The 19581-nt window shown below is 61.3% G+C and carries 20 protein-coding genes; 16 read left to right on the forward strand and 4 right to left on the reverse strand.

All coding sequences use genetic code 11. From position 1 onward, the window contains the following. Positions 1–95 precede the first annotated feature (95 nt). Both C4J92_RS18090 and C4J92_RS18095 read left to right on the forward strand, forming a co-directional pair. Positions 96–1415: an NCS2 family permease gene (locus C4J92_RS18090; protein ID WP_256657506.1), complete on the forward strand. Its 1320-nt coding sequence runs from the start codon at positions 96–98 to the stop codon at positions 1413–1415. 64 nt (positions 1416–1479) lie between these two features. Further along, on the forward strand, positions 1480–2121 hold the full coding sequence (locus C4J92_RS18095) for a LysE family translocator (RefSeq protein WP_124404825.1): 642 nt from the start codon (positions 1480–1482) through the stop codon (positions 2119–2121). A gap of 80 nt (positions 2122–2201) precedes the next feature. Here the strand turns inward: C4J92_RS18095 and uraH are convergent, their stop codons facing one another. Further along, a complete protein-coding gene (uraH, locus tag C4J92_RS18100; protein ID WP_124404826.1) occupies positions 2202–2555 on the reverse strand; it encodes a hydroxyisourate hydrolase in 354 nt (117 codons plus the stop codon). 439 nt (positions 2556–2994) lie between these two features. Here uraH and puuE point away from each other — a divergent pair, with 439 nt between their 5' ends. The 7 genes from puuE to C4J92_RS18140 all read left to right on the forward strand — a co-directional run bounded on the left by puuE (position 2995) and on the right by C4J92_RS18140 (position 9929). After that, positions 2995–3921 carry an allantoinase PuuE gene (gene puuE / locus C4J92_RS18110; RefSeq protein WP_124404827.1) on the forward strand — a complete coding sequence of 309 codons (927 nt, stop codon included), beginning with the start codon at positions 2995–2997 and terminating at the stop codon, positions 3919–3921. Continuing rightward, positions 3918–4433: a 2-oxo-4-hydroxy-4-carboxy-5-ureidoimidazoline decarboxylase gene (gene uraD / locus C4J92_RS18115; RefSeq protein ID WP_124404828.1), complete on the forward strand. Its 516-nt coding sequence runs from the start codon at positions 3918–3920 to the stop codon at positions 4431–4433. The genes puuE and uraD overlap by 4 nt, the downstream gene beginning before the upstream one ends. A 41-nt stretch (positions 4434–4474) precedes the next feature. Further along, complete coding sequence (gene alc, locus C4J92_RS18120; protein WP_124363726.1) at positions 4475–5470, forward strand: allantoicase; 996 nt, start codon at positions 4475–4477, stop codon at positions 5468–5470. An 83-nt stretch (positions 5471–5553) separates the two neighbouring features. Then, positions 5554–6057, forward strand: coding sequence for an ureidoglycolate lyase (locus tag C4J92_RS18125; protein WP_124363727.1), 504 nt, complete (start codon positions 5554–5556; stop codon positions 6055–6057). Positions 6058–6108: 51 nt separating this feature from the next. Further along, the gene (locus C4J92_RS18130; RefSeq protein WP_124404829.1) at positions 6109–7392 is read left to right on the forward strand and encodes a urate hydroxylase PuuD; all 1284 of its coding nucleotides are present in this window, start codon (positions 6109–6111) and stop codon (positions 7390–7392) included. Positions 7393–7567: 175 nt separating this feature from the next. Further along, the gene (locus C4J92_RS18135; RefSeq protein ID WP_124404830.1) at positions 7568–8914 is read left to right on the forward strand and encodes a nucleobase:cation symporter-2 family protein; all 1347 of its coding nucleotides are present in this window, start codon (positions 7568–7570) and stop codon (positions 8912–8914) included. A 229-nt stretch (positions 8915–9143) separates the two neighbouring features. Then, on the forward strand, positions 9144–9929 hold the full coding sequence (locus C4J92_RS18140) for an outer membrane protein OmpK (protein WP_124404831.1): 786 nt from the start codon (positions 9144–9146) through the stop codon (positions 9927–9929). Between the two features lie 109 nt (positions 9930–10038). Here C4J92_RS18140 and C4J92_RS18145 read toward each other — a convergent pair whose 3' ends face one another. Then, positions 10039–11169 (reverse strand): patatin-like phospholipase family protein, encoded by a 1131-nt coding sequence (locus tag C4J92_RS18145; RefSeq protein ID WP_124371385.1) that lies wholly within the window; start codon positions 11167–11169, stop codon positions 10039–10041. Positions 11170–11198: 29 nt separating this feature from the next. Further along, positions 11199–12134, reverse strand: a complete 936-nt coding sequence (locus tag C4J92_RS18150; RefSeq protein WP_124371386.1) for a lipid A biosynthesis lauroyl acyltransferase — start codon at positions 12132–12134, stop codon at positions 11199–11201. A gap of 118 nt (positions 12135–12252) precedes the next feature. Between C4J92_RS18150 and minC the strand changes: the two genes are divergently transcribed. The 7 genes from minC to C4J92_RS18180 all read left to right on the forward strand — a co-directional run bounded on the left by minC (position 12253) and on the right by C4J92_RS18180 (position 19197). Continuing rightward, positions 12253–12990: a septum site-determining protein MinC gene (gene minC, locus C4J92_RS18155; RefSeq protein ID WP_124363733.1), complete on the forward strand. Its 738-nt coding sequence runs from the start codon at positions 12253–12255 to the stop codon at positions 12988–12990. A gap of 199 nt (positions 12991–13189) precedes the next feature. Continuing rightward, positions 13190–14002 carry a septum site-determining protein MinD gene (minD, locus tag C4J92_RS18160; protein WP_124363734.1) on the forward strand — a complete coding sequence of 271 codons (813 nt, stop codon included), beginning with the start codon at positions 13190–13192 and terminating at the stop codon, positions 14000–14002. Positions 14003–14005: 3 nt separating this feature from the next. Then, entirely contained in the window at positions 14006–14260 is a 255-nt protein-coding gene (minE, locus tag C4J92_RS18165) for a cell division topological specificity factor MinE (RefSeq protein WP_003175252.1), read from the forward strand. Between the two features lie 201 nt (positions 14261–14461). After that, the gene (locus C4J92_RS18170) at positions 14462–15097 is read left to right on the forward strand and encodes an RluA family pseudouridine synthase (protein WP_124367815.1); all 636 of its coding nucleotides are present in this window, start codon (positions 14462–14464) and stop codon (positions 15095–15097) included. Between the two features lie 181 nt (positions 15098–15278). After that, a complete protein-coding gene (locus C4J92_RS18175) occupies positions 15279–16568 on the forward strand; it encodes a M18 family aminopeptidase (RefSeq protein ID WP_124404832.1) in 1290 nt (429 codons plus the stop codon). A 217-nt stretch (positions 16569–16785) separates the two neighbouring features. Further along, on the forward strand, positions 16786–16953 hold the full coding sequence (locus C4J92_RS27005; RefSeq protein WP_164485221.1) for a hypothetical protein: 168 nt from the start codon (positions 16786–16788) through the stop codon (positions 16951–16953). Between the two features lie 72 nt (positions 16954–17025). Continuing rightward, positions 17026–19197: a mechanosensitive ion channel family protein gene (locus C4J92_RS18180; protein ID WP_124371388.1), complete on the forward strand. Its 2172-nt coding sequence runs from the start codon at positions 17026–17028 to the stop codon at positions 19195–19197. A gap of 106 nt (positions 19198–19303) precedes the next feature. Here the strand turns inward: C4J92_RS18180 and C4J92_RS18185 are convergent, their stop codons facing one another. Continuing rightward, positions 19304–19525 (reverse strand): MbtH family protein, encoded by a 222-nt coding sequence (locus C4J92_RS18185; RefSeq protein WP_057721389.1) that lies wholly within the window; start codon positions 19523–19525, stop codon positions 19304–19306. Positions 19526–19581: the final 56 nt, after the last annotated feature.

Genomic DNA, 19581 nt, shown 5'->3' on the forward strand with positions numbered 1-19581 from the left:
AAAGCGCTGTTGCCCACTCATGTGACCGGCGCTGGAAATAACAATAAAACGATTGAGGAGTACTCGCTGTGGATAGCCGCAAAACCGAAGCCCCTATGTTGGATCTCGCCGCGCCCCAAGGCGGCTGGCTGGAACGCCTGTTCAAACTGCGTTTGCATGGCACCACAGTGAAGACCGAGCTGATCGCCGGCCTCACGACGTTCATCACCATGGCCTACATCATCTTCGTCAACCCCAACATCATGGCCGACGCCGGCATCGATCACGGCGCGGCCTTCGTCGCCACCTGCATCGCCGCCGCGCTGGGTTGCCTGTTGATGGGCCTGTACGCCAACTGGCCGGTGGGCCTGGCGCCGGGCATGGGCTTGAACGCGTTTTTCACCTACACCGTGGTCGGCACCATGGGCTACCACTGGGAAACCGCGCTGGGTGCGGTGTTTATCTCGGGCGTGCTGTTCATGGGCCTCACCTTGTCCCGCGTGCGCGAATGGCTGCTCAACAGCATTCCGGTGAGCCTGCGCCACGCCATGGGCGCGGGTGTCGGCTTGTTTCTCGGGGTGATCGGCCTGAAAACCGCCGGCATCATCGTCGACAGCCCCGCCACGCTGATCAAGCTCGGCTCGCTGCACGAGTCCGCGCCGCTGCTGGCGGCGGTGTGCTTCCTGCTGATTGCGATCCTCAGCTACCACCGCGTGTTCGGCGCGATCCTCATCAGCATTATCGCCGTGACCCTGGCCGGCTGGGGCCTGGGCCTGGTGCACTACAACGGCATTCTCTCCACCCCGCCGAGCCTGGCGCCGACCTGGATGGCCATGGACGTCAAGGGTGTGTTCAATGTCAGCATGATCAGCGTGGTATTTGCCTTTCTTTTTGTACACATGTTCGACACTGCCGGTACACTGATGGGCGTTGCGCAACGTGCCGGGCTGGTCAATGCCGACGGCAAGATCGATAACCTGTCCCGTGCGCTGAAAGCCGACAGCGCCTCCAGCGTGTTCGGGGCCATGGTCGGCGTGCCGCCCGTGACCAGCTACGTGGAAAGCGCCGCCGGGGTGGCTGCTGGCGGGCGCACCGGGCTGACGGCGGTGACGGTGGGTATTTTGTTCGTGGCGGCGATGTTTTTTGCGCCGCTGGCGGGCATGATTCCAGCCTATGCCACGGCGGGCGCGTTGATTTACGTGGCGATGCTGATGATGGCGAGCATGGCGCATATCAATTGGGACGAGGCCACCGACAGCATTCCGGCCATCGTCACGGCGATCATGATGCCGCTGACCTTCTCGGTGGCCGACGGCATTGCGCTGGGCTTTATCACCTATGTCGCGCTGAAGGCCGGCACCGGTAAGCACAAGGAAATTTCCGTCAGCCTGTGGGTGCTGTGCGTGATTTTTATCGCCAAGTTCGCCTTCCTGTAAGGCCCCGCGGCTGCACCGCGCCTCACCCCGTCGGGTGGGGCTTTTGTACGATTGGAGGACTGCAATGAACCTGGAAACCTGGCTGCTGTTCAGCGGCGCGGCGCTGGTGGTGATCCTGATCCCTGGCCCTCTTTCCCTGCTGATGATCAGCAACAGCTTGAACTACGGCCTGCGCCGTTCGTATCCTGCGTTCCTGGGCGGGGTATTTGCCTCGATCTGCCTGCTGAGCGCCTCGGCCTTGGGCCTGGGCGCGCTGTTGCTGGCGTCCGAGCAAGTGTTCAGCGCGCTGAAAATCGTCGGCGCGATGTACTTGTTTTACCTGGCCTGGCAGAGCTGGCAACAATCACGTCGGCCGGCCGAGGGCGCTGATGTGCCACAGGTGGCGTCGACCCCACGTTTTCGCGTGCTGTTCGGTCGCGCCTTTGTGCTGGGGGCCAGCAACCCCAAGGACATTCTGTTCTTTGCCGCCTTCCTGCCGCAATTTCTCAGCGCGGATCAGGCATTCCTGCCGCAGCTGTTGACCATGATCGCCACCTGGACCGTGCTCGACCTGCTGTGCAAGCTTGGTTACGGCCTGGGTGCACAGAGCGCCGCGCGGTATTTGCGTAGCGGCTCGGGCCAGAGCTGGTTCAACCGCATCAGCGCCGCCTTGTTCGGCTGCGCTGGCCTGGCCTCGCTGATCAAGGCTCGAGCGCCACTGGGTTGAAGGCACAGCCGAAAAAAAGCCCGCAGTGTGGGCGGGCAAAAAACCAACGAAGAGCTTGGGGGTATGAAGCGAGGTGACGCTCAGCTACCGCGATAGGTCGAATAGCTGTAAGGCGAAATCAGTAACGGGACATGGTAGTGATCCTGCTCGGCGCTGATGCCGAACCGCAGCACTACCACATCGAGGAAAGCCGGCTCAGGCAACTGCACGCCACGGGCGCGGTAATAGTCGCCGGCGCTGAACTGCAATTGATAGACACCGCTGCGGTAGTCGTCGCCCTGCAGCAACGGTGCGTCGCAACGACCGTCTTGGTTGGTCACGGCGGTGGCGACCAGCGTTAGTTGCGCGCCCTCGACGCGGTACAGCTCAACCTTGATTGTGCTGCCGGGGCAGCCGTGCGCGGCGTCCAAAACGTGTGTGGTCAAACGTCCCATGGCGTTTATGCGCCTCCCGAAGTCAGTCATAAAGAACCCGCACTCTTTCAGAGCATCGAAAAAGCCGGCGATAGCCGATTAAGACATTTTTCAAAAAAATTGTACACAATAAATTCAACAGACTTTAAACCTCTGTAAGAGCGAGCTTGCTCGCGAAAAAGCTCAGCGCCAACGCGAACTTCCCGTTAGAAAATTGGCGCACTCAGGCTTTTCGCGAGCAAGCTCGCTCCTACAGTGAATTTTTTTGTGGTTAGCTGACCGGTTAGGCAAGTTTCTTGCAGCGGCCCTGCAAAGATACCTGCAGAAAAAATGCAGAAATGCAGGCTTACAAAGTGAGCAATAAGTTGTATACAATCACTCATCGCTGTGACGCCACCCAGTCTTTCCGCTGCCCGGTCGCCACACACACTTGCTACCACGAACAAGAAGGAAGACTGCAGTGAGCGCTGACTACCCACGCGACCTGATCGGTTACGGCAGTAACCCTCCTCACCCCCACTGGCCGGGCAATGCACGCATCGCGCTGTCGTTCGTACTCAATTACGAAGAAGGCGGCGAGCGCAATATCCTGCATGGCGATAAAGAGTCCGAAGCCTTCCTCTCGGAAATGGTCTCGGCGCAACCGCTGCAGGGCGCGCGCAACATGAGCATGGAGTCGCTGTACGAATACGGCAGCCGTGCCGGGGTGTGGCGCATCCTCAAGCTGTTCAAGGAATTCGACATCCCGCTGACCATCTTCGCCGTGGCCATGGCCGCCCAGCGCCATCCGGACGTGATCCGCGCCATGGTTGCCGCCGGCCACGAGATCTGCAGCCACGGCTACCGCTGGATCGACTACCAGTACATGGACGAGGCCCAGGAACGCGAGCATATGCTCGAAGCGATCCGTATCCTCACCGAGCTGACCGGTGAACGCCCGCTGGGCTGGTACACCGGCCGCACCGGCCCCAACACGCGGCGCCTGGTGATGGAGGAAGGCGGCTTCCTGTATGACTGCGACACCTACGACGACGACCTGCCCTACTGGGAACCCAACACGCCCACCGGCAAGCCGCACCTGGTCATCCCTTACACCCTGGACACCAACGACATGCGCTTCACCCAGGTGCAGGGTTTCAACAAGGGCGACGACTTTTTCGAATACCTCAAGGACGCCTTCGACGTGCTCTATGCCGAAGGGGCCGAGGCGCCGAAGATGCTGTCCATCGGCCTGCACTGCCGCCTGATCGGGCGCCCGGCGCGCCTGGCTTCGTTGAAGCGCTTTATCGAGTACGCCAAAAGCCACGAACAGGTGTGGTTCACCCGCCGCGTCGACATCGCCCGGCACTGGCAGCACACCCACCCCTGCACGGGAGCGGCGAAATGACTGCGTTCAAAACCCTTGAACCGTCGAGCCTGAGCCGCGATGAATTTGTCGCCGCCTTCGCCGATATCTACGAACACTCGCCATGGGTGGCCGAAAAGGCCTTCGACCTGGGCCAGGATGCGTCGATCGACCAGATCGAAACCCTGCACCAGCGCATGAGCGATATCCTGTTGAGCGCCGATCATGCCAGCCAGTTGGCACTGATCAACGCTCACCCGGACCTGGCCGGCAAAGCCGCCGTCCAGGGCCAGCTTACCGCCGCCAGCACTGGAGAACAGGCTGGCGCCGGTATACACCAATGCACGGCCGAAGAGTTCTCGCGCTTCACCGAGCTGAACGAGGCCTACAAGGCCAAGTTCAAGTTTCCCTTCATCATGGCGGTAAAAGGCAGCAACCGGCACCAGATCCTGGCCGCGTTCGAAACGCGCATTCACAACTCGGTTGAAGCCGAGTTCAACTGCGCGCTGGCTGAGATCAACAAGATCGCGTTGTTCCGATTACTGACCCTCTAAACGACCATCCCCAGCCACTCTATTCAAGGCAGACAAGAAGAATGAAAGCGCAACCCGTACCTTTCGAGAAGTTCGTCAACCTCGCCGACGCCCGCCTGGGCACCAAGATCATCGAAGTCACCGATGACTGGTTCGCCGACGCCAACCGCCTGTTCCAGCCGACCCCGGCCGTGTGGAAGGAGGGCGTTTTCGATGACAACGGCAAGTGGATGGACGGCTGGGAGTCACGCCGCAAGCGCTTCGAAGGCTACGACAGCGCGGTGATCCGCCTGGGCGTGCCGGGCTCGATCAAGGGCGTGGACATCGATACCTCATTCTTCACCGGCAACTACCCGCCGTCGGCCTCCCTGGAAGCCTGCTTCCTCGCCTCGGGCGAGCCGGATGCCAACACCCAGTGGGTGGAAGTGCTGTCGGCCGTCGAGCTGCAAGGCAACAGCCACCATTACCACGAGATCCACAACGCGCAGGCGTTCAGCCACCTGCGGTTCAACATCTACCCGGATGGCGGCGTGGCCCGTCTGCGCGTGTACGGTGTGCCGTTCCGCGACTGGTCTGCGGTGGGCGACAACGAACAGGTCGACCTGGCCGCCGCGCTTAATGGCGGGCGTGCCCTGGCCTGCTCCGATGAACACTTCGGGCGCATGAGCAACATCCTCAACCCAGGCCGTGGCATCAACATGGGCGATGGCTGGGAAACCGCACGTCGCCGTACGCCGGGCAATGACTGGGTGATCGTCGCCCTGGGCCACCCTGGCGAGATCGAGAAAATCATCGTCGACACCCTGCACTTCAAGGGCAACTACCCGGACACCTGCTCGATCCAGGGCGCGTTCGTCAAGGGCGGCACCGACAGCCAGATCGAGACCCAATCGCTGTTCTGGCGTGAACTGCTGCCGGCACAGAAACTGGAAATGCACGCCGAACACACCTTCGCCGAGCAGATCAAGGCGCTGGGGCCGATTACCCACATTCGCCTGAATGTATTCCCGGATGGGGGCGTGAGTCGCCTGCGGGTGTTGGGCAAGGTAGCCAAATAAGCGAACCAAGAGCGGACGCAGAGCGTCCAGGGCAGCGTTCCCACGCAGAGCGTGGGAACGATCCAACTGAAAAGAAGACAGCCATGCGCACACTGACGATCGAACCCCTGACCAAAGAAGCCTTCGCCCCCTTCGGAGACGTTATCGAAACCGATGGCAGCGATCACTTCATGATCAACAACGGGTCGACCATGCGCTTTCACAAACTGGCGACGGTCGAAACAGCACAGCCTGAAGACCACGCCATCATCAGCATCTTCCGCGCCGACGCGCAGGACATGCCGCTGACCGTGTGCATGCTGGAGCGACACCCGCTGGGCAGCCAGGCCTTCATTCCGCTGCTCGGCAACCCCTTTCTGATCGTGGTCGCGCCACTTGGCGATGCACCTGTATCAGGCTTGGTCCGCGCCTTCGTCACCAACGGCAGGCAGGGCATCAATTACCATCGCGGCGTCTGGCACCACCCGGTGCTGACGATCGAAAAGCGGGATGACTTCCTGGTGGTTGATCGCAGTGGCACAGGCAATAACTGCGATGAGCATTTTTTCAAAGAGGATGAGCGGTTGATCCTCGCCCCCCACCAATAAGAGAAGGTCTGATCACCCGACAACAAGGGCGACAGGCGAGAGGTAAAGACTGTGGAAGCACATTTGATGGAATGGCTGAACCTGAGCGTGCGCTGGGTTCACATGATCACCGGCGTCGCCTGGATCGGCGCTTCTTTCTACTTCGTCTGGCTGGAAAACAACCTCAATCGCGTCAACCCCAAGAGCGGCCTGGCCGGTGACTTGTGGGCGATCCACGGTGGCGGTATCTACCACCTGGAAAAATACAAACTGGCCCCGCCGACCATGCCGGACAACCTGCACTGGTTCAAATGGGAAGCCTATTTCACCTGGATGTCGGGCATTGCGCTGCTGTGCGTGGTGTTCTACTGGAATCCAACCCTGTACCTGCTGGCCCCCGGCAGCAGCCTGAGCGGCACCGAAGGCGTCTTGCTGGGCATCGGCTCACTGTTCGTCGGCTGGTTCGTCTACTCCTTTCTCTGCGACTCGGCCCTGGGCAAACGCCCTGCCCTGCTCGGCTTGATCCTGTTCGTGCTGTTGATTGCAGCGGCCTACGGCTTCAGCAAGGTGTTCAGCGGCCGTGGCGCCTACCTGCATGTGGGTGCGGTGATCGGCACGATCATGGTCGGCAACGTGTTCCGCATCATCATGCCCGCCCAGCGCGCACTGGTGGCGGCCATCGCCGAGAACCGCACCCCCGACCCGGCGCTGCCGGCCAAGGGTTTGCTGCGCTCACGGCACAACAACTACTTCACCTTGCCGGTGCTGTTCATCATGATCAGCAACCACTTCCCGAGCACCTATGGCAGCCACTACAACTGGCTGATCCTGGCCGGGATCGCGGTGGCGGCAGTGTTGGTGCGGCACTACTTCAACACCCGGCATAACAGCCAGAAGTATGCCTGGACCTTGCCGGTGGGTGCGCTCGCGATGATCAGCCTGGCCTACGTGACCGGGCCCACGCCGGCGCCGGAAGTGGCCAAGGCACCGGCGGCGATCGAGTACCAACCGTTGCCGGAAACCGCCCTGGGCGGCGGCGTGAAACCGGCTGCGCCTGCAGCCCCGGCAGCTGAACCGGCACCTGCCCAGGCCACCACCGACTTTGGCCAGGTGCACCATGTGATCGAGCAGCGTTGCACCGTCTGCCATTCGGCCAAGCCCACCAGCCCGCTGTTCAGCACCGCACCGGCCGGGGTGATGTTCGACACGCCGGCGCAGATCCAGCAACAGGCGGCGCGCATTCAAGCACAAGCCGTGGCCAGCCAGATCATGCCGCTGGGCAATATCACCCAGATGACCCAGCAGGAGCGGGATCTGATTGGCACCTGGATCAACCAGGGGGCGCGTACCAACTGATTGATTCATGGAGATCCAATGTGGGAGGGGGCTTGCTCCCGATGGCGGTGGCTCAGTCACAGATACTTTGAATGACACACCGCTATCGGGAGCAAGCCCCCTCCCACAGGTGGACTGCCGTGTTTTGAAGATCGCGTTCCACACAACACAAAAATAAAAAGATCCGAGGTGTTGCATGTCCCAGTTAGAAACGCAGAACCCTGCCGCACCCGCCATGGTGCGGCTGCCCCTCTTGCAACTGATTCTGGTAGGCCTGCAACACGTCTTGCTGATGTACGGCGGTGCTGTCGCCGTGCCCCTGATCATTGGCCAGGCCGCAGGCTTGAGCCGTGAAGAAATCGCCTTCCTGATCAACGCAGACCTGTTGGTCGCCGGTATCGCCACGGTGGTGCAGTCGTTCGGCATCGGCCCGGTGGGTATTCGCATGCCGGTGATGATGGGCGCCAGTTTCGCCGCCGTCGGCAGCATGGTCGCCATGGCCGGCATGCCCGGTATCGGCTTGCAGGGGATCTTCGGTGCGACCATCGCCGCCGGGTTCTTCGGCATGCTCATCGCGCCGTTCATGTCCAAGGTCGTACGTTTTTTCCCGCCGCTGGTGACCGGTACCGTGATTACCGCCATCGGCCTTTCGCTGTTTCCCGTGGCCGTGAACTGGGCCGGTGGCGGCAGCGCCGCCGCGACGTTCGGCTCGCCGGTGTACCTGGCGGTCGCTGCGCTGGTGCTGGCGACCATCCTGTTGATCAACCGTTTCATGCGCGGTTTCTGGGTGAACATCTCGGTACTGATCGGCATGGCGCTGGGCTACGCCTTGTGCGGCACGCTCGGCATGGTCGACCTCAACGGCCTGGCCCAGGCGCCGTGGGTGCAAGTGGTGACGCCGCTGCACTTCGGCATGCCCAAGTTCGAGTTGGCGCCGATCCTGTCGATGTGCCTGGTGGTGGTGATCATCTTTGTCGAATCCACCGGGATGTTCCTCGCCCTGGGCAAGATCACCGGCCAGGACGTCACGCCGAAGATGCTGCGTCGCGGTTTGCTGTGTGATGCCGGCGCGTCATTCTTTGCCGGGTTCTTCAACACCTTCACCCACTCCTCGTTCGCGCAGAATATCGGCTTGGTGCAGATGACCGGCGTGCGTTGCCGCTCGGTCACGATCATGGCCGGAGCGTTTCTGATTGTGCTGAGCCTGTTGCCCAAGGCCGCCTACCTGGTCGCGTCGATCCCACCGGCGGTGCTGGGCGGCGCGGCGATCGCCATGTTCGGCATGGTCGCGGCGACCGGCATCAAGATCCTGCAGGAAGCCGACATCGCCGACCGGCGCAACCAGTTGCTGGTGGCGGTGAGCATCGGCATGGGCTTGATCCCGGTGGTGCGTCCGGAGTTCTTCGCGCAATTGCCAATGTGGATGAGCCCGATAACCCACAGTGGCATCGCCATGGCCACCCTGAGCGCGTTGTCGTTGAACATACTGTTCAACATTCTCGGCGGTGCTGAACGCCCCGCCGTCGAGCACGCCCACCCCTGACGCACGCCCCACCTTCGCCCTGTGTGCGCTGTAACGGCGCACTTGAGCCCGGACGTGGGAGCCAGTATTCTCCGCGCCCGCTTGAATCGACGGTTTTTTCACCGCCTTGGCGCGGCTTTTGCTATAGCCATAAAGTTGACCAATCAGACGAGTTCTTCAGCAGATCCAAAGGCGCCACACCAGAGCGCCAGATTAGAAAAAACATAAAACTTTAACTCGGGAGCACCGAATGAAACCTATGTTCAAAGGCCTGATGCTGGCGGGATCCCTGCTGGCCGGTGGCCAAGCCGTGGCCGGTGATTTGCTGCTGTGGCAGAACAACAGCCTGACGTATCTATGGGGCAAAAGCTTTACCGTCAACCCGCAGATCCAGCAAACCGTCACGTTCGAACATGCCGACGCGTGGAAGTACGGCGACAACTTCTTCTTCCTTGACCGCATCTTTTACAACGGCAAGGAAGACGGCAACGTCGGTCCGAATACTTACTACGGCGAGTTCAGCCCACGTTTGTCGTTCGGCAAGATTCTGGATAAGGACCTGTCATTCGGCCCGATCAAAGATGTATTGCTGGCCTTCACTTACGAGTTCGGCGAAGGCGATAACGAGTCGTACCTGCTGGGCCCGGCGATTGACTTTAATATTCCGGGGTTCGACTACTTCCAGTTGAACTTCTACCAGCGCCAGACCGAAGGCAATCGCCCCGGCGACGGCGTGTGGCAGATCACGCCGGTGTGGTCGTACACCCTTCCTGTGGGCAACTCCGATGTGTTGATCGACGGCTTCATGGACTGGGTGGTGGATAACGACAAGAACGCCCGTGGCACCTATCACGCCAACCTGCACTTCAACCCGCAGGTCAAATACGACCTGGGCAAGGCGCTGCATTGGGGCGACAAGCAGTTGTATGTGGGGTTTGAATACGACTACTGGAAAAACAAGTACGGGATCGAAGATTCGGGGGCGTTCAAGACGACTCAGGACACCGCAAGCTTCCTGGTCAAGTATCACTTCTGATTGAACACCGCATAACCAATGTGGGAGGGGGCTTGCTCCCGATAGCAGTGTGTCAGTCAACCTATCAGTGACTGAACCACCGCTATCGGGAGCAAGCCCCCTCCCACATTTAGATAAGTGGTAGGCCTAAGAACCGGGTGATCTCCTCGCGCTTGGCCAACGCATCTTGGCGCCCCAACTCGATCAACTCGCTGCAATAGCCCGCCTCGAACAGCAAGTAACTCAACACCCCTGCCCCACTGGTCTTGGTCGCCCCTGGCCCGCGCAAAAACAAGCGCAACGCCGCCGGTAATTCCTGCCGATGCCGGGCCGCGATTTCGTCGATCGGCTGGCTGGGCGCAATCACCAGCACCTCCACGGCCGCCACTCCGGGCGAGACATGGCTGAATTGGTTCAGGCGTTCCAGCAACTCGATATCACTTTCCAGGCTGTCAATGAACGTGCTGTTGAGCATGTGCCCGCCGATCTGCGCCAGCGTCGGTTCCTGGCCGGTGTAGGTGCGTTGCATCGAGGGTTCATTGCCGCGCGGGTTACCGCTGACGCCCACCACCAGCACGCGACTCGCGCCCAGGTGCAGGGCCGGGCTGATCGGGGCCGACTGGCGAACGGCGCCATCACCGAAGTATTCCTGGTCGAGCTTCACCGGGGCGAACAGCAAGGGAATCGCCGAACTGGCCAGCAAGTGTTCCACCGTGAGTGGCGTCGGCACACCAATGCGCCGATGGCGCAGCCAGGGTTCGATGGTGCCGCCGCCTTGATAGAAGGTCACCGCCTGCCCGGATTCATAGCCGAATGCGGTGACCGCCACGGCGTGCAGATGCCGGTGCCGGATGGCGTCGTCAATACCCGCCAGGTGCAGTTTGTCCTGCAGCAGATCGCGCAGCGGTGAGCTGTCGAGCAACGCCACCGGGAGCTGCCTGCCCAGGCCCAACAGGCTATGAATCAGGAAGCGACTGGCCTGGCGGACCACGCCCGGCCAGTCGCTGCGTAGCACCAGGTGACTGCGAAAGCCTTGCCAGAATGCGGTGAGGCGCTGCACAGCGGCGGTGAAGTCCGTCGCGCCACTGGCCAGGGTGACCGCATTGATCGCCCCGGCCGACGTGCCGACGATCACCGGAAACGGATTCGGCGCCCCCGGCGGCAGCAATTCGGCAATCGCCGCCAACACACCCACCTGATACGCCGCTCGCGCCCCGCCGCCGGAAAGAATCAAGCCTGTGACCGGTTCAGCTGGGCGCATTGCGTCACTCCATATGGGAAAGGTAAGTCTTACCGGCGGCGTTTTTCGTACAGCTTGGGTTCACCCGGTGGCCGGCTCTTGAAGCGGCGGTGGGTCCACAGGTATTGCTCGGGACAGTCGCGCACCGAGGCCTCGACCCACTGGTTGATGCGCAGGCAGTCGATTTCGTCAGTCTCGCCGGGGAAATCCGTCAAGGGTGCATGAATCACCAGTCGGTAGCCGCTGCCATCGGCCAGGCGCTCCTGGGTGAACGGCACCACCAGGGCTTTGCCCAGGCGCGCGAACTTGCTGGTGGCCGTGACAGTGGCGGCCTGGATGCCGAACAGCGGCACGAAGATACTTTGCTTGGCGCCGTAGTCCTGGTCCGGCGCGTACCAGATCGCCCGGCCGGCGCGCAGCAGCTTGAGCATGCCGCGCACGTCGTCGCGCTCCACCGCCAGGGAATCGAGGTTGTGGCGCTCCCGGCCACGGCGCTGGATAAAGTCGAACAGCGGGTTGCCGTGCTCGCGGTACATGCCGTCGATGGTGTGCTTTTGCCCGAGCAGGGCAGCGCCGATTTCCAGGGTGGTGAAGTGCAAGGCCATCAGGATCACACCCTTGCCGTCCAATTGCGCCTGCTTGAGATGCTCCAACCCTTGCACATGGGCCAGGCGCGCCAGGCGCGGTTTGGGCCACCACCAACTCATGGCCATCTCGAAGAAGGCGATACCGGTGGAGGCGAAATTTTCCTTGAGCAGGCGTTTGCGCTCCTTGGCGGATTTTTCCGGGAAGCACAACTCCAGGTTGCGCGCGGCGATGCGGCGGCGCTCACCGGCCACGCGATACATGCCCGCGCCCAGCAGGCGACCAATGGTCAGCAGCACACGGTACGGCAGTTGGGTGACCAGCCACAGCAGGCCCAGCCCCAGCCATAATGGCCAAAAACGCGGGTGAAGAAATACAGCTCGAAAACGCGGGCGATCCATTACAGATTCCGGTAAAGACAAGGGCCGCGCATTCTACAACGGTTCGACTCGGCTTGCGGCGGGTGAGTGTTCTCGTTATAAGTCTCGACACTTTTCGTGACAAGCCGCTTTGCCGACCATGAGCCAAACCGAACCGCTAGACCAAGATCCCGTGTTCCAGCTGAAAGGCAGCATGCTCGCCATTACCGTGCTGGAACTGGCCCGCAATGACCTCGACGCCCTGGACCGCCAACTGGCCGCCAAGGTCGCCCTGGCGCCAAATTTCTTCAACAATGCCCCGCTGGTACTGGCCTTGGACAAGCTGCCGGCCGGCCAAGGCGTCATCGACCTGCCCGGGCTGATGCGCGTGTGCCGCTCCCACGGCCTGCGGACCCTGGCGATTCGCGCCAGCCGTATCGAAGACATTGCCGCGGCCATCGCCATTGAACTGCCAGTATTGCCGCCGTCCGGCGCGCGCGAGCGTCCGCTCGAACCATTGGTCGGTGAACAGAAGAAAAAACCGGAAAAACCACCGGAACCCACGATCCGGCCGACCAAGATCATCACCTCGCCCGTGCGCGGCGGGCAGCAGATTTACGCCCAGGGCGGCGACCTGGTGGTGGTTTCCTCGGTCAGCCCCGGCGCGGAACTTCTTGCCGATGGCAATATCCATGTATACGGCCCGATGCGCGGACGTGCCCTGGCCGGCATCAAGGGTGATACCAAGGCGCGGATTTTCTGCCAGCAGTTGACCGCTGAGCTGGTTTCCATCGCGGGTCAGTACAAGGTGTCCGAAGACTTGCGCCGTGATCCGCTTTGGGGGGCTTCGGTACAGGTCAACCTGTCGGGCGATGTGTTGAACATCATCCGTCTTTAACGGATACTGCCGCATTTTCCAAGCATCTCTAGGCTCTGATAGCAAAGCGAAACCGGCAATACTTGCGTAGGACTATTTGAAGTTGGCGTTTTCCCCGGAAAAATCCTGGCTTCTTCCTACAAAGGCTGTCCGCCTGCAGCGAGTTTCAAGAGATGTTTTTCAGGGACCAAAAGTCCTTTTTCCTTAGGGGTGAAACACCTTGGCCAAGATTCTCGTGGTTACATCCGGCAAGGGTGGTGTGGGTAAGACCACCACCAGCGCCGCTATCGGTACCGGCCTCGCTCTGCGCGGCCACAAGACAGTCATCGTCGACTTCGACGTAGGTTTGCGTAACCTCGACCTGATCATGGGCTGCGAACGCCGCGTGGTATACGACTTCGTCAACGTGGTGAACGGCGAAGCCAACCTGCAACAGGCCCTGATCAAGGACAAGCGCCTTGAGAACCTGTATGTGCTGGCCGCCAGCCAGACCCGTGACAAAGACGCGCTGACCAAGGAAGGCGTAGGCAAAGTCCTCGCCGAACTGAAAGAAACCTTCGAATACGTGGTATGCGACTCCCCGGCCGGCATCGAAACCGGTGCTCACCTGGCGATGTACTTCGCCGATGAAGCCATCGTGGTGACCAACCCGGAAGTGTCCTCGGTACGTGACTCCGACCGCATGCTCGGCCTGCTGGCCAGCAAGTCCCAGCGCGCCGAAAAAGGCGAAGAGCCGATCAAGGAACACCTGCTGCTGACCCGCTACAACCCTGAGCGCGTCAGCAACGGCGAAATGCTCGGCGTTGAAGACGTCAAGGACATCCTCGCGGTGACCCTGCTCGGTGTGATCCCGGAATCCCAGGCCGTGCTGAAAGCTTCCAACCAGGGCGTGCCGGTGATTCTCGACGACCAGAGCGACGCCGGCCAGGCGTACAGCGATGCTGTGGACCGCCTGCTGGGCAAGACCGTGGAACACCGCTTCCTCGATGTCAAGAAGAAGGGATTCTTCGAGCGTATCTTTGGAGGCAATTGAACAATGAAATTTCTCGACTTCTTTCGCGCCAACAAAAAGCCAAGTACCGCGTCGGTCGCGAAAGAGCGTCTACAGATCATCGTGGCGCACGAACGCGGCCAACGCAGCACCCCGGATTACCTGCCAGCCTTGCAGAAGGAACTGGTCGAGGTGATCCGCAAGTACGTCAATATCGGCAACGATGACGTGCATGTCGCCCTGGAAAATGACGGCAGCTGCTCGATTCTGGAACTCAATATCACCCTGCCTGATCGTTGATCGAACAGGCGGCCGCCACGGCGGCTCCGCGACCTGGCCCCTGCACCCTGTAGGAGCGAGCTTGCTCGCGAAGAACCTGAGGCCACCGCGTTTCGCCTGAATGAACGCGGTGCCGTCGAGTTTTTCGCGAGCAAGCTCGCTCCTACAAGGTGAGGGGGCAGTCAGTGGAGCCGCCGTTGGCGTTTGTTACGAGGCTGTTTAATGCCGCTGTCCAACATCCATATCCTGCATCAGGACGACGCTGTCCTGGTGGTGAACAAGCCGACCCTGCTGCTCTCGGTGCCCGGCCGCGCCGACGACAACAAGGACTGCCTGATCACCCGCCTGCAGGAAAACGGCTACCCCGAAGCCCGCATTGTCCATCGCTTGGACTGGGAAACCTCGGGCATCATCCTGCTGGCGCGGGACGCTGATACCCACCGCGAACTGTCCCGCCAGTTTCACGACCGCGAAACAGAAAAGGCCTACACCGCCTTGGCTTGGGGCCAGCCGGAACTGGACAGCGGCAGCATTGACCTGCCCTTGCGCTATGACCCGCCGACCAAGCCGCGCCATGTGGTCGACCATGAATTCGGCAAGCACGCGCTGACTTTCTGGAAGGTGCTGGAACGTTGCGGCGACTGGTGCCGCGTCGAACTGACGCCGATCACCGGGCGCTCGCACCAATTGCGCGTACACATGTTGTCCATTGGCCACCCGCTGCTCGGCGATGGCCTGTATGCCCACGAACAGGCCCTCGCCGCCTGGCCGCGCCTGTGCCTGCACGCGAGCATGCTGAGCTTCACTCACCCGCAAAGCCACGAGCGCTTGCGCTTCGAGTGCCCGGCGCCGTTCTAAGCTGCAAATACAGTCAATGTGGGAGGGGGCTTGCTCCCGATGGCGGAGTGTCAGTCACTGAATCTGTGACTGACCCACTGCCATCGGGAGCAAGCCCCCTCCCACATTAGTTCTGCATCAGTTCTCGCCACCGAGTCAAACCAATACGGTAAACTCCGCGCATTGCTGTCTGGAGCTATTTATGCGCGAAGCGTTGAATCAAGGCCTGATCGACTTCCTCAAGGCCTCCCCTACTCCTTTTCATGCCACTGCCGCCCTCGCCCAGCGCCTGGAAGCGGCCGGTTACCAGCGTCTCGATGAACGTGACACCTGGGCCACCGAAGCCAACGGTCGCTATTACGTGACCCGTAACGATTCCTCGATTATCGCCTTCAAACTGGGCCGCCATTCGCCGCTGCAAGACGGCATCCGAATGGTCGGCGCCCATACCGACAGCCCGTGCCTGCGGGTCAAGCCCCAGCCCGAGCTGCAACGCCAGGGTTTCTGGCAGTTGGGCGTGGAAGTCTACGGCGGCGCCTTGCTGGCCCCGTGGTTCGACCGCGACCTGTCCCTGGCCGGCCGCGTCACGTTCCGCCGCGATGGCAAGGTCGAAAGCCAACTGATCGACTTCAAGCTGCCGATCGCCATCATTCCCAACCTGGCCATTCACCTGAACCGTGAAGCCAACCAGGGCTGGGCGATCAATGCCCAGACCGAACTGCCGCCGATCCTCGCGCAGTTCGCCGGTGATGAGCGCGTGGACTTTCGCGCCGTGCTCACCGAACAATTGGCTCGCGAGCATGGGCTGAACGCCGATGTGGTACTCGACTACGAGCTGAGCTTCTACGACACCCAAGGCGCTGCGGTGATTGGTCTCAATGGCGACTTCATTGCCGGTGCGCGCCTGGACAACCTGCTGTCGTGCTACGCCGGGTTGCAAGCCCTGCTCACCAGCGACACCGAGGAAACCTGCGTGCTGGTGTGCAACGACCATGAAGAAGTCGGCTCCTGCTCGGCTTGCGGCGCCGATGGCCCGATGCTCGAACAGACCCTGCGTCGCCTGCTGCCAGAAGGTGAAGAATTCGTACGCACCATTCAGAAATCCCTGTTGGTGTCTGCAGACAACGCCCATGGCGTGCACCCGAACTACGCTGAAAAACACGACGCCAACCACGGTCCCAAGCTCAACGCCGGCCCGGTGATCAAGGTCAACAGCAACCAGCGCTACGCGACCAACAGCGAAACCGCCGGGTTCTTCCGCCACCTGTGCATGGCCCAGGAAGTGCCGGTGCAGAGCTTTGTGGTGCGCAGCGATATGGGCTGCGGTTCGACGATCGGGCCGATCACCGCCAGCCACCTGGGTGTGCGCACCGTGGACATCGGCCTGCCGACGTTTGCCATGCATTCCATCCGCGAGCTGTGTGGTAGCCATGACCTGGCGCATCTGGTGAAGGTATTGGGCGCGTTCTACGCCAGCCGCGACCTGCCCTGATTTGCCAAGCTGACTCGGTCAAAAATGTGGGAGGGGGCTTGCCCCCGATGGCAGAGTGTCAGTCAAAGTATCTGTTGACTGACCCACCGCTATCGGGAGCAAGCCCCCTCCCACATTGGTTATGCGTGCACCTGATCCATATCACCTGCATTTCCCCCGATCCGACCTAGACTTGTCAGAACTCCCACTCCGACAAGGCCGTCGCCTGATGATCTCCATGTCCTCTTTCCACGCCATGCTTATCCCGATCATGATCGGCATGCTCCTGCTCGCCGTCGGCTTCAACTTTCGCGACAAACCCCTTGGCGTGTTCGGCATGTGGGTCGGCATGCTGCTGATCCTGGGCACCGTGGTGTACAAGATCCTCGCCAAACTGGCGGAATAACAAATGCGCTCGCATCTGGCATAGCGGCCTCGTACACTCGGCCAATTCGTCGTTTTCAAGGTTGACTGCCTCGTGCTTTCCCGTCTGTTTGCCCTGCCCTGCTACCTGCTCATCGCCCTGCTCACGCTGCTGCCTATCACCTGCGCCCAAGCCGTGGGTCTGCCCGGAATGCTGGGCAGTTCCAACAAAGCCCAACCCCAGGCCGAGGTGCCTTTGGGGCAGTCGCTGGACGAGGTGATCAAGACCCTGGAGAACGATCAGCAGCGCACCCAGTTGCTGAGCGACTTGAAGAAACTGCGCGCCGCCACGCAAAAAGCCCAACCGGCGGCCGAACTCGGTGTGCTCGGCCTGATCGGCAGCACGCTGTCGGGCTTTGAACAGCAGTTCTCCGGCGCCGACAGCCCGCTGGGCCGCTGGTCCAATGAAGTCGACCTGGCCAGGGACGAACTCAGCGCGCTGATGCTGCCGGCCACTGAATGGCTGCCGATCATCTTTGGTTTTGCGGTGATCCTGGCAGTCTGGAGCCTGCTGGCCGCCGCGCTGATCTGGCTCAGTCACCGCGTGCGCGAACGTTTCGGCCTGCCTGAAGAGCTTCCGCAACACCCGCGCACCTGGGACATGCTGCGCTTCGCCCTGCGCAAACTCGGCCCGTGGTTGATCGCCCTGGTGATCACGGTTTACCTGAGCTACGCCTTGCCCTCGTCCCTGGGCAAATCCCTGGCGATGGTGCTGGCTTACGCCCTGGTCGTCGGCACCTGTTTCTCGGCGATCTGCGTGATTGCGTTTTCCCTGCTGGACGGCCCGCACCGCCACCGCGCCCTGTATATCCTGCGCCATCAGGCCTTTCGCCCGCTGTGGTGGATCGGCAGTTTCGCCGCCTTTGGCGAAGCCTTGAGCGACCCGCGACTGGTCACGGCGCTCGGCCAGCACCTGGCTCATACGGCCGCAACCGTGGCCAATGTGATGGCGGCGCTGTCCACTGGCGTGTTTATCCTGCGCTTCCGTCGGCCGATCGCTCACCTGATCCGTAACCAACCACTGTCGCGCCGCCTGACGCGTCGCGCCCTCACCGATACCCTGTCGATCATCGGCACTTTCTGGTACTTGCCGGCATTGTTGCTGGTGGGCATTTCGCTGTTCGCCACCTTCCTGTCCGCCGGCGACACCAGCACCGCCCTGCGCCAGTCGCTGCTGTGCACGGTGTTGCTGGTGTTGTGCATGGTGATCAACGGGCTGGTGCGGCGCCACGCCCTCAAGCCGCAACGCGGGCACAAGCGCCATGCGCTGTACTCCGACCGCCTGAAAAGCTTCGTCTACACCCTGGCGCACCTGGCGGTGTGGCTGGTGTTTATCGAACTGGGCCTGCGCGTGTGGGGTCTGTCGCTGATTCGCTTTACCGAAGGCGACGGCCATGAAATCAGCGTCAAGCTGTTCAGCCTCGGCGGGACTTTACTGTTTGCCTGGCTGATCTGGATTCTCAGCGACACCGCGATCCATCACGCCCTGACCCGTTCACGCAAAGGCCTGGCCAATGCGCGTGCGCAAACCATGATGCCGTTGATCCGCAACGTGCTGTTCGTGACTATTTTTATCATCGCCGCCATCGTCGCCCTGGCGAACATGGGCATGAACGTCACGCCACTGCTGGCCGGGGCCGGTGTGATCGGCCTGGCGATCGGTTTCGGTGCGCAGTCGCTGGTGGCCGACCTGATCACCGGCCTGTTCATCATCATCGAAGACTCCCTGGCCATCGATGACTACGTGGACGTCGGCGGCCACCTCGGCACCGTCGAAGGGCTGACCATCCGCACCGTGCGCCTGCGCGATATCGACGGCATCGTGCACACCATTCCCTTCAGCGAGATCAAGAGCATCAAGAACTACTCGCGGGAATTCGGCTACGCGATCTTCCGCGTGGCGATCCCCTACAACATGGAAATCGACGACGCGATCAAGCTGATGCGCGATGTCGGCCACGCCATGCGCAATGACCCACTGCAACGCCGCAATATCTGGTCGCCGCTGGAGATTCAGGGCGTGGAGAGTTTTGAATCGGGCAGCGCGATCCTGCGCGCACGGTTCAAGACGGCGCCGATCAAGCAGTGGGAAGTGTCGCGGGCGTTCAACCTGTCACTCAAGCGGCATCTGGATGAAGCCGGGCTGGACTTGGCGACACCGCGCTTGAGTGTGCAGGTGGTGACGGGAGGATTGGAGAAAGACAAACCGCAGGACGGTACAAATTAACTGTGGGAGGGGGCTTGCTCCCGATGGCAGTGGGTCAGTCAACAAATACAGTGACTGACACTCCGCCATCGGGGGCAAGCCCCCTCCCACATTTGAAGCGCGGCGCTTACGCGAGTGCAGCGCCATCCATCTTCTGGCGCAAGCTCAGCGGACGCATATCCGTCCAGTTCTCTTCGATATAGGCCAGGCACTCTTTCTTCATGCCGCTCTTGCCCACGGTTCGCCAGCCTTCCGGCACGGCCTTGTAGTCGGGCCAGATCGAATACTGTTCTTCGTGGTTGACCACTACCTGAAACAGGATGTCGTCGCGGTCAAATACTGAGGTCATTGCGGTTCTCCGTCGCTCAAAGGCTGGCCGCGCACCATGCGCAGCGCTGATATCTC

It is taken from the genome of Pseudomonas sp. R3-18-08 (genome assembly GCF_003852065.1).
Lineage (GTDB): Bacteria > Pseudomonadota > Gammaproteobacteria > Pseudomonadales > Pseudomonadaceae > Aquipseudomonas.